Here is a 10726-nt window from a genome sequence, read left to right as displayed (position 1 = left end):
CCAACGCCCTTTCCACCCGCCTTGAAGTAACGGTCAAACGCGAAGGCAAAGTCCACCGCATCGTCTTTTCCGGTGGCAACGTCATTGAGTCATTGACTGAAGTGGGCAAATGCGCCGTCAAAGACAGCGGCACCGAAGTGCGCGTCTGGCCGGACGGCAAATATTTTGAAAGCCCGAATTACAGCATTCCCGAACTCGAGCGCCTATTGCGCGCCAAAGCCGTCTTGTTGCCGGGCGTACGCGTTTCCCTGACCCGTCCGGTTAAAGGCGAAAACGAAACATACACCCAAACTTGGCACTATCCAGACGGCTTGAAAAGCTATCTGACCGACCTCATTGCCGACGCGCAAGAAGCCGTGCCTATCTTCTCTTGTGAAAACTACATTTCAGACGGCCACAACGGCGATTTCAGTATCGGAGAAGGCGCCGCGTTTGCCCTGACTTGGCTGGAAGAAGGCTCGTGTGCCAACGAAAGCTACGTCAACCTCATCCCCACCCCTCTGGGCGGTACGCACGAAGCAGGCTTGAAACAAGCCGTGTTTAACGCCGTCAACAACTTCATCAATCTGCACAACCTCTTGCCGCGCGGCGTGAAAGTGCAAAGCGACGACGTGTTCAGCAAAACCGCCTTCGTCCTCTCTGCCCGCGTCCTCGACCCTCAGTTCCAAGGTCAGACCAAAGACAAGCTAACCAACCGCGACGCGCTGAAACTCGTTGCCACCGTATCGGGCGATCCTTTGGAATTGTGGCTGAACCAAAACGTGGACTTCGGCAAAAAAATCGCCGAACTCGCCATCCGTCAGGCACAGGCGCGGATGCGTTCGGTTAAAAAAATCGAAAAGAAAAAAGGCAGCGGCGTCGCTGTCTTACCCGGCAAACTGACCGACTGCGAAAGTGAAGACATCCGCGAAAACGAACTCTTCCTTGTCGAAGGCGATTCCGCCGGCGGCTCAGCCAAACTTGCCCGCGACAAAGCCACGCAGGCCATCTTGCCCCTGCGCGGTAAGGTGCTCAACAGCTTCGAAGTCCACCCCGACCAACTCTTCGGTAACGCTGAAATCCATGATATTTCCGTTGCCATCGGCGTTGATCCGCACGGCATCAACGACAATCCCGACTTAAGCGGCCTGCGCTACGGCAAAATCGCCATCCTGTCCGATGCCGACGTAGACGGTTCGCATATTCAAGTTTTGCTGTTGACCCTGTTCTACCGCCACTTCCCGAAACTGGTCGCTGACGGACACATCTACGTCGCCCAGCCGCCGCTGTTCCGCGTCGATGTCAACGCACAAGGCAAAAGCAAACCCGCCCGCAAATTCTACGCCCTCGACCAAAACGAACTCGATAGCATTTTGGAGCGGCTGCAAAAAGAAGGCGTTAAAGAAACCGCCTATTCCATCAGCCGTTTCAAAGGCTTGGGCGAGATGAACCCCGATCAGCTCAAAGACACCACCATGCACCCCGACACCCGCCGTCTATTGCAGGTACAAATCCCAGAAGGCGCAGATGACGAAACACGCGACATCTTCGTCAAACTGATGGGTAAAGGCGAAGCCGCCGCCCGCCGCGCATGGATGGAAAAAGAAGGCGATACCGCAGAATTGGATATCTAATCCATTGTTTCAATAGACTAAAGGCCGTCTGAAACTTTAAAAATTTCAGACGGCCTTTTTTAAAATCATCAGAAATTAAGATCAAACAGTATTTCAATATCCTATTACTTACCTGTTTCTATTTTCGCAGCTTAATTGTGTCTTTAAAACAAATAAAAAAGCACTGATATAATCAGTGCTTTTTAAATAATGGCGCGGCGGACGGGGCTCGAACCCGCGACCCCCGGCGTGACAGGCCGATACTCTAACCAACTGAGCTACCACCGCGCATCCACTGTCAAAGACAATGAAAGGAAACTTGGTGGGTGATGACGGAGTCGAACCGCCGACATTCTGCTTGTAAGGCAGACGCTCTACCAACTGAGCTAATCACCCGATAAGCCGACATTAAATCAAAAAATCAGGCTACGCGCAAGGTTTTTATTTAAATAAAAATATATCCCATTGAAAGAATATAGAATATTTTATTTAACCGCAAAAATTACCGTTATACCGTTCTATCAATCAAAAATCAAATGTCCCAATTTATCCGCTTTAGTATGCAGATAACGTTCATTTTCCACATTTTCGCCGACATGTAATGCAATCCGTTCGACCACATTAATGCCGGAATCTTTCAATGTTTGGATTTTTTCAGGATTATTGGTCAACAACTTGACTTCACGAATATGCAGATAATCATAAATCTGCTTGGCCAAAGTGAAGTCGCGTGCATCAACAGGAAGGCCGAGCGCTACATTGGCCTCAACCGTATCCAAGCCCTGATCTTGCAGACGATAAGCACGGATTTTGTTTATCAAACCAATGCCCCTGCCTTCTTGGCGCAAATATACGATAACGCCACGCCCTTCTTTCTGAACGGTCTGCATTGCTGCTTGAAGCTGAGGGCCGCAATCACATTTCACCGAAAATAAAGCATCGCCGGTCAAGCACTCGGAATGAATACGCGACAACACAGGCAGGCCGTCTGAAACATCGCCCATTGTCAATGCAACATGTTCCTGACCGCCCTCTTCTTCAAAGCCGTGCATGGTAAACTCGCCCCATTCCGTAGGCAAACGGCATGACGCAACAAACTTCAAGGCGTTACTCATTTTCCGCTTCCTCTTTTTCAGCCACGCCCAACAGATTTTTCAAAGAATCCAACAGCGCCAAGGCAAGGGCAATCCAAGCCACCAATACTTCATCGGGCGCGCCGTCTTTGACATCAAACTCGGCATGTACCACACCCAAAACCGCACCGCTGGGCATACAGACAGGAACTGAAATCTGACTCAAACCGGGATGATTGCGTTCGTCCGACAATTCACCAATTTCCTGCCAATACGCCACATTCTGACAAACATTCATCCAACCGCTTTGCGCCGTACGCACAGCCAAAAAAGCCTGTCCGGACTGCTCGTCGATTGGAATCACATTTTCCAACGGCACGCCCCAACGGCTCAGACGGATCAGCGACAACGCGCCATCTTTCGGAAATGCTGTATAAACCGCTGCGCTTTTCAAATGCTCGGTGCGCTCGGCAACCGAATCCAAAGCCATAAAAATCTGTTTCAGCAACAATTCATGTTCGGCATCAACATAATCCGCCAACTGCCAACCGTCTTCAGACGGCCACAAAATCGAACGCTCAACAGAAGCATTTCCCATTTTAATCACAGCCTGGGCAGTAAAATAAGCAACATGTATCTCATCCGCAGGCAACTTCAAACCTTGCGTCTGCAAAAAATCTTTAATCAATAAAGCAGGCATCTGCCCTTCCTCACCAATAGTAAAGTTGAGGCCGTCTGAAAACAAACCCTGCTTTCAGACGGCCGGAATAAACCATTATATAAGGGATAAGCCGAAAAATTCAAGCAAACAAGACTTTGCACCCCCATTAATCTTGTGTATAATCCACTGTTCAAATTAGTGCGGACGTGGCGAAATTGGTAGACGCACCAGATTTAGGTTCTGGCGCCGCGAGGTGTGAGAGTTCGAGTCTCTCCGTCCGCACCACACTCAAAATGAGCAGCTTTCGGGCTGCTTTTTTTACATCTATTCCACTATATACCCTATTCAAAATCAAAACTGCTTTTAATTTTTTGACCTTTGCAAAAAAGGGGTTTATTTGGGGGTATAACAGACGTTTCCACTTATCTTTCAGACGGCCTATCATTTATGTTGAATCCATCGCAAAAACTTGTCGAATTGGTCCGTATCCTTGAAGAACGTGCCTATATTTTTCCGGGAGATCCCGTTCAGGCGACGGAAGCGTTGCGACATATTGATGGCGGCAACGAGGAAAAACTGATACACCGTGCCCAAATTATTGACCGCGACCAGCATTTGAAATATGTGTTGCAACAGGTGGAGACAGGCTCGTTTTGGCTTTGGATTGTTGCGGCGACGTTGTTGTTTACGGTCGGTTTTTCCAGTACTTATCTTTTGATGGACAATCAGGGGCTGAACTTTTTTCTGGTATTGGCCGGGATTTTGGGCATGAATACAGTCATGCTGCTGGTGTGGCTGGCGACTTTATTCCTGCATTTGAAAAATGTGCACTTTATCAGCAGTCCGGCAACTTGGTTCCGAGGCAAAGATCCTGTCAATCAGGCAATTTTGCGGCTTTATGTGGATGAATGGCGCAAACCGCAAACGCGTTGGCTGATTGGTGCAACTTCACACGGTCTGTGGCTATGCACGCTGTCGGGAATGTTGGTTTCTGTTTTGCTGCTGCTTTTGGTGCGTCAATATACGTTCAACTGGGAAAGTACGCTTTTAAGTAATACGGCATTGGTGAAAACGGTTGAGGCTTTGTCATGGCTGCCGGAACGTTTGGGCTTTCCTGTTCCCGACAGTCAGGCAGTAATTGCAGGCCGTCTGAACAATCATATCGAAGATGCACGCGCTTGGGCGGGTTTACTCATCGGCAGCATTATCTGCTATGGCATTCTGCCGCGCTTGCTTGCTTGGCTGGCTTGCAAGATTACTTTAAAAACCCTTCGCGAACGTTTGGATTTGAATCAGCCCTACTATCAAAACATCCTCCGCACATGGCAAACGAAAATTGTCGACGCCGATGATTTTCAGGAAAACATCGTTCCCGTTTCATCTAAAATTACGCTGAATAATGCGCCCAAATGGGCTGTTACACTGGAAACGGAATGGCCTGATCCGCTTTGGTTTTCCGGCGTTTTGGCGCAAGAATGGATAGACAAAGGCGTGGCCGCCGGCAGAAAAGATTTGGAACAATTAGAAGCCGAATTGAAACAAACTCCGGCGCAACTTCTCATCGGCGTACGCACGCAAACTGTTCCCGACCGCGGCATTTTGCGTCAAATCAGCCGCTTGGCCGAAGCTACGGACGGCGGCGTTATCATTCAGCTTTTGAATCAAGACAGTTTCTCTGAAGATTTGGATACCAAACTGGATTATTGGCGCGATGCGCTGGCAGAGAGAAACATTGCCTGGCTGGAGCCGACCCGTTTGGCACAAGAAAAACGGCAAAGCGCTATTTGACAGATAAACCGAAGGCCGTCTGAAAACTGATGTTTGGGTTTCAGACGGCCTTATTTATTGTTGAGGGTTCATCTTAATGATGTTCGTGGCGATGCTCTTGATGATGTTTGGGCTTGGCTGCGTGGTGTTTGGCTTTAGGTGCAGGTTTTTTCATTTTTTGCAGTTTGGCTTTTTCGTGCATACGCTCTTGTTTCGGATGCATTTCGTGTTTGCCGTGTGCAGAAGCGACAGGAGCAAATACCAAGCCGGCAGCCGCAACCATCAAAGAGGTCATTTGAATCAGTTTTTTCATATTTATCTTCTTTCAAGGAGTTGATTTGAGGTAAAAATAAGAATTTATTCGCACTCAAGCGATGGACAAATATTAATGGCTTTGACTGTCAGCTGCTGTCAGCATTCGGCGAAATCTGTTCAAAATTTGGCAATAGAAGTATGGCGACACAATGATGTAGCAAGGTTTTGAAAGTTTACCGTCAATTTTGACAAAACGTCTTTACACATTTCCCAAACGACAAAAAGCGCGAACCTTTCGATTCGCGCTTTTTTTCAGATGGCATCAATTATTTTTTGTCGTCTTTTACTTCTTCAAAGTCGGCATCTACAACGTCGTCGTCTTTCTTAACTGAAGACTCGGCTTGTGCGCCCTCGCCTGCTTGTGCTTCGGCTTGCGCTTGAGCGTAAACCATTTCGCCCAATTTTTGGCTGGCTGCGCCCAAAGCCTCGGCTTTGGCATCGATAGCGGCTTTGTCGTCGCCTTTAACTGCTTCTTCAGCTTCTTTCAACGCAGCTTCGATTTTTTCTTTCTCGGCAGCGTCGAGTTTGTCGCCGTAGTCAGCCAGAGATTTTTTCACAGAGTGAATCAGAGCTTCGGCTTGGTTGCGGGAAGCGACCAATTCAGTCAGTTTTTTATCTTCTTCAGCGTTGGCCTCGGCATCTTTTACCATGCGTTCGATTTCCTCTTCGCTCAAACCTGAAGAACCTTGGATGGTAATGTTGGCTGCTTTGCCAGTACCTTTGTCTTTGGCAGAAACGTGCAAGATACCGTTGGCGTCGATGTCGAAAGTAACTTCAATTTGTGGCATACCGCGTGGTGCAGGTGCGATGTCGGTCAAGTTGAACTGACCCAAAGATTTGTTGGCAGAAGCGCGTTCGCGTTCGCCTTGCAGTACGTGGATGGTTACTGCGCTTTGGTTGTCTTCGGCAGTAGAGAACACTTGAGACGCTTTAGTCGGAATAGTAGTGTTCTTTTGAATCAGCTTGGTCATCACACCGCCCATGGTTTCGATACCCAAAGACAGAGGAGTTACGTCCAGCAGCAATACGTCGCTACGGCCGCCGCTCAATACTTCGCCTTGAATCGCTGCACCTACGGCAACAGCTTCGTCAGGGTTCACGTCTTTACGAGGCTCTTTACCGAAGAAGGCTTTAACGGCTTCTTGTACTTTCGGCATACGGCTTTGACCGCCGACCAAAATCACGTCGTCGATGTCGCTGGTGCTCAAGCCGGCATCTTTCAATGCAACTTTACAAGGCTCGATAGAACGTTGGATCAAGTCTTCAACCAGGCTTTCGAATTTGGCGCGGGTAATTTTCATGGCCAAGTGTTTCGGACCGGTTGCGTCCATAGTGATGTATGGCAGGTTGATTTCAGTTTGCTGACCGCTGGACAATTCGATTTTAGCTTTCTCAGCAGCTTCTTTCAGACGTTGCAGAGCCATTACGTCTTGTTTCAAATCAATGCCTTGTTCTTTTTTGAACTCGTCAATGATGTAGTCGATCAAGCGTTGGTCGAAGTCTTCACCGCCCAAGAAAGTATCGCCGTTGGTAGCCAATACTTCAAATTGTTTGTCGCCGTCGAGGTTGGCGATTTCGATGATGGAGATATCGAAAGTACCGCCACCCAAGTCATATACGGCTACTTTGCGGTCTTTGTTGTCGCCTTTGTCCATACCGAATGCCAAAGCGGCAGCGGTCGGCTCGTTGATGATGCGTTTTACGTCCAAACCTGCGATGCGACCTGCGTCTTTAGTCGCTTGACGTTGACTGTCGTTGAAGTAGGCAGGAACGGTAATCACGGCTTCGGTGACTTTCTCACCCAAGTAAGCTTCAGCGGCTTCTTTCATTTTGCGCAGGACCTCTGCGGAAACTTGCGGCGGAGACAACTCTTTGCCTTGCGCTTTCACCCATGCGTCACCGTTGTTGGCTTTGATGATTTCGAAAGGCATGGATTCGATGTCGCGTTGGACTTCTTTGTCTTCAAATTTATGACCGATCAAACGTTTTACAGCGTAGATGGTGTTTTTAGCGTTGGTTACGGCTTGGCGTTTTGCCGGTGCGCCGACGAGGACTTCGCCGCCGTCCAAATAAGCGATAACGGAAGGAGTGGTGCGTGCACCTTCTGCATTTTCGATGACTTTGGTTTGACCGTTTTCAGAAATGGCCAAACAAGAGTTGGTTGTACCTAAGTCAATACCGATTACTTTTGCCATATTATGTTGCTCCTAATAAATAAACTTTTCTAAATTAATAATCCTGTGGAACATTTCGTTCCGATGGCTTGTAAATAAGGTTGCTTCATTTTTTTTCAAGGCTTAATTTGAATTTTTTTTTAAATTAAATTCAAGTATTTGATTTATTTATCCACAAGCCGTTTATTCTTTTTTCAGATGGCCGGCTTTAATTTTCCGATTCCGGTTTATCGGAATGATTTTCCAATAGCGGAACATCAGGCTTTAAAACCAGATAAGGCCGTCTGAAGATTTTATGCTTGATAAACTTTATCAAGCGGTGCCTTCAATCTTCTTTTTTCGCCACGACAACCATCGCAGGACGCAGCACACGGTCAGATAGTGTGTAGCCTTTTTTCATCACGCTGACGATGGTATTCGGCTCTTGCTCGCTGACGACTGCCTGCATCGCTTGATGTTGGTGCGGATCGAGTTTGTCACCCGGCTGTGGGTTGATTTCTTTAATGTGTGTGGCATCAAATGCTTTTTGCAGCTCGTTCAAAGTCATTTGCACGCCCATTTTCAGGGCATCGAAATTACCGCTTTGGTCGAGCAGCGCCATTTCAAGATAGTCTTTGACAGGCAGCATTTCGGCCGCAAATTTTTGTCCGGCGAATTTATGGGTATCGGCAATTTCTTGCTGATGGCGGCGGCGCAGGTTTTGCTCGTTTGCCAAACCGCGCAACTCGCTGTCTTTGAGTTGGCCTTCCAACTCGGTGACACGCGCCTGAAGCTCTTCGTAAGTCGGTTCTGCTTGTTCGGTTTCAACGGTTTCGGCAGTTTCTACGGCTGCCGCTTCTTCTGCTTCGTGTTGATGTTGTTCGTTATGCTCCGTCATTTCTGACATCCTTTTAGCGTGTTGATATTCGATGTTTCATATATAAGGCCGTCTGAAAAAACTTCAAGCATTTGAACGTCGATTATCAAATGCCTTGTTAAAAGACGTTGGAAAACGGTAAGATAGCCATCTGATTTTATTCTTCAGACGGCCTCGAATATGAAAAAAGACCATTTGAATTCAACCGATTTTAATCTGTGGCACACCATCCGCGAAGAAACCGAAGCTGCCGCCGCGGCCGAACCGATGCTGGCAAGCTTCCTGCATCAAACCGTGTTGCGCCACGATTCGCTCGATTCGGTACTTGCCTACCATCTTTCCAGCAAGCTCGGCAGCCCGATTATGGATGTGCGCGCGCTGTTTGAAATTTATCAGCAGGCTTTGAGCGTGGACACCCGTATCAGCAAATGTGTCGAGGCCGACTTGAAAGCCATTTACGAGCGCGATCCGGCTTGTGACGAATATTCGCTGCCGCTGTTGTATTTCAAAGGCTTCCACGCCGTACAGGCACACCGCATCAACCACTGGCTCTATCAAAACGGCCGTAAAACGCTGGCGTATTTCCTGCAAAACCGCATGTCGGAAGTCTTCGGTGTCGACATTCACCCGGCCGCCCGTTTCGGTCACGGTTTAATGCTCGACCATGCCACCGGTTTTGTGGCCGGCGAAACCGCCGTCTTGGGCAACAATATTTCCATCCTCCACGGCGTAACGCTGGGCGGTTCGGGCAAAGAAAGCGGCGACCGCCACCCAAAAATCGGCAATGGCGTGATGATTGGTGCGAACGCTTCGATTCTGGGCAACATCCGCATCGGCGAAAATGCCAAAATCGGCGCAGGCAGCGTGGTGGTTGCCGACGTGCCGTCTTCGATTACCGTTGTCGGCGTACCGGCCAAACCGGTCGGCCGCTCTTCCAAAACTCCGTCTGCCGATATGGATCAAAGCATTCAATTATCAACAACGGATTTTGTGATTTAAGCAATCTGCCATTTAAAAGGCCGTCTGAAAGATTTGTTCTTTCAGACGGCCTTTTATGATTTAAATCTTGGTGTTAATCGCGTTTGCGCAAGACTTCCAAATGCGTTTTAACCTGCTTGACTTTCTCTTTGGTAAACAAATTGGCAATGTTTTTCCAAATGCTGTGATAACCGTAAGGCCCGTGTTGCATTTCGGCTTTTGCCTCTTCCACCGGCCAGCCTTGATAAATGATGCGGTACATTCCGGCAATCAAACCGGTACGGTCCGCGCCGTGATAACAGTGGATAAGCACTGCGCCGTTTTGCTGTTGTTTTTCAATCAGGTATAGGATTTCCGCAATCTCTTTCGGCTTAATGCTCCATGACAGCAACGGACGGTTTAGCAAGGTCAAACCATACGCCTTCAAATGATCGTCATCGTTGCGGTCGAAAAAGCGCAGGTTGATCACGCTTTGAATGCCCAGCTTGACAATGGCTTCGCCATCTTCGACAACAGGCTGCTCGCTGCGGTAAAGCTTGTCGTCGATGCGATAAAGGTTGGCATCGTGTTTGACGGGGGTTGCCCAGCGTTCGGACTGAACGGCTTTGTTGCCGTTATCCGGCGGCGCGGACGAGCAAGCGATGGGCAAGCCGGAAGCGAGAAGGCACAATAAAAGACGGCGCATAAAATTCCTGTATGAAAATCAATTGAAAATCAAAATATCATACGATTCTATCAAAACCCGTTCGGATATTCTATCCGCGCAAACCGCGTTACAATAAAGCCTCTTTTTTCAGACGGCCTTTCATCATGACCTGCCTTGCTTGGAACACCACACCCACCCTTGCTACCCTTTGCCGCGCCATCGAACAACATACCGCGCCGCTTTATTTGATTGTCTGCCTGCCTGAAAACCATATTCCCAATTTTCCGCTGTCAAATCATCCCTCCGAGCTTGAAGGCCGTCTGAACAACCGTCTCGCTCAAACCATGAAATGCCTTCAGTTCAACAGCGTCAACGTTTTAGAAAACCTCTTGCCTGATGTGCATCTCTGGCTGGTTCCGCCACACCGCGCCGACCGCTTACACGAACATTTCCATCATATCGAATGGCAAACCGAAGCCATACCCCAATCCGCCCCAACTCCCCTAAAACCTTGGTTCAGACGGCCTGAACATCAAACTGCACCCGAACACGTCCTGATCATCGGCGCAGGCATTGCCGGCGCAGCGACCGCGCGCAAACTGGCGGAGCACGGCGTACGCGTTACGGTTTTGGAGGCAGGCAAAGCGGCGCAGGCAGGCAGCGG

At 48.8% G+C, this 10726-nt stretch carries 10 protein-coding genes and 3 tRNA genes; 5 read left to right on the top strand and 8 right to left on the bottom strand.

The window, feature by feature from the left end; translation table 11 throughout:
- A partial coding sequence (locus tag ACTHS3_RS05880; protein ID WP_440367377.1) for a DNA topoisomerase IV subunit B occupies positions 1-1613 on the top strand: 1613 nt, incomplete at its 5' end.
- A gap of 190 nt (positions 1614-1803) precedes the next feature.
- Here ACTHS3_RS05880 and ACTHS3_RS05875 read toward each other — a convergent pair.
- The 4 genes from ACTHS3_RS05875 to ACTHS3_RS05860 form a co-directional block, all read right to left on the bottom strand.
- Positions 1804-1880: transfer RNA gene (locus ACTHS3_RS05875), tRNA-Asp, on the bottom strand.
- Positions 1881-1912: 32 nt separating this feature from the next.
- Positions 1913-1988, bottom strand: a tRNA-Val gene (locus ACTHS3_RS05870).
- 125 nt (positions 1989-2113) lie between these two features.
- Positions 2114-2707 carry a GTP cyclohydrolase II gene (gene ribA / locus ACTHS3_RS05865; RefSeq protein WP_440367376.1) on the bottom strand — a complete coding sequence of 198 codons (594 nt, stop codon included), beginning with the start codon at positions 2705-2707 and terminating at the stop codon, positions 2114-2116.
- On the bottom strand, positions 2700-3365 hold the full coding sequence (locus tag ACTHS3_RS05860; RefSeq protein ID WP_440367374.1) for a hypothetical protein: 666 nt from the start codon (positions 3363-3365) through the stop codon (positions 2700-2702). The genes ribA and ACTHS3_RS05860 overlap by 8 nt, the downstream gene beginning before the upstream one ends.
- Positions 3366-3526: 161 nt before the next feature.
- Here ACTHS3_RS05860 and ACTHS3_RS05855 point away from each other — a divergent pair.
- Positions 3527-3611: transfer RNA gene (locus tag ACTHS3_RS05855), tRNA-Leu, on the top strand.
- A 162-nt stretch (positions 3612-3773) separates the two neighbouring features.
- Positions 3774-5114 (top strand): DUF2868 domain-containing protein, encoded by a 1341-nt coding sequence (locus tag ACTHS3_RS05850; RefSeq protein WP_049336242.1) that lies wholly within the window; start codon positions 3774-3776, stop codon positions 5112-5114.
- Between the two features lie 73 nt (positions 5115-5187).
- Here ACTHS3_RS05850 and ACTHS3_RS05845 read toward each other — a convergent pair whose 3' ends face one another.
- The 3 genes from ACTHS3_RS05845 to grpE all read right to left on the bottom strand — a co-directional run bounded on the left by ACTHS3_RS05845 (position 5188) and on the right by grpE (position 8468).
- Positions 5188-5406, bottom strand: a complete 219-nt coding sequence (locus ACTHS3_RS05845) for a hypothetical protein (protein ID WP_049336244.1) — start codon at positions 5404-5406, stop codon at positions 5188-5190.
- Positions 5407-5674: 268 nt separating this feature from the next.
- Complete coding sequence (gene dnaK / locus ACTHS3_RS05840; RefSeq protein ID WP_049336246.1) at positions 5675-7603, bottom strand: molecular chaperone DnaK; 1929 nt, start codon at positions 7601-7603, stop codon at positions 5675-5677.
- Between the two features lie 304 nt (positions 7604-7907).
- Positions 7908-8468, bottom strand: coding sequence for a nucleotide exchange factor GrpE (gene grpE, locus ACTHS3_RS05835; protein ID WP_049336248.1), 561 nt, complete (start codon positions 8466-8468; stop codon positions 7908-7910).
- Positions 8469-8618: 150 nt separating this feature from the next.
- Here grpE and cysE point away from each other — a divergent pair, with 150 nt between their 5' ends.
- Positions 8619-9437 (top strand): serine O-acetyltransferase, encoded by an 819-nt coding sequence (gene cysE / locus ACTHS3_RS05830; protein WP_004520667.1) that lies wholly within the window; start codon positions 8619-8621, stop codon positions 9435-9437.
- Between the two features lie 73 nt (positions 9438-9510).
- Here cysE and ACTHS3_RS05825 read toward each other — a convergent pair whose 3' ends face one another.
- Positions 9511-10101 carry a tyrosine-protein phosphatase gene (locus ACTHS3_RS05825; protein ID WP_070588085.1) on the bottom strand — a complete coding sequence of 197 codons (591 nt, stop codon included), beginning with the start codon at positions 10099-10101 and terminating at the stop codon, positions 9511-9513.
- A gap of 125 nt (positions 10102-10226) precedes the next feature.
- Between ACTHS3_RS05825 and ACTHS3_RS05820 the strand changes: the two genes are divergently transcribed.
- Positions 10227-10726, top strand: a 500-nt coding sequence (locus ACTHS3_RS05820) for an FAD-dependent oxidoreductase (RefSeq protein ID WP_440367371.1), incomplete at its 3' end; no start/stop codon positions are given.

This window comes from Neisseria sp. P0009.S007 (assembly GCF_051962515.1).
This window is presented reverse-complemented; position numbering and strand designations above follow the sequence as displayed.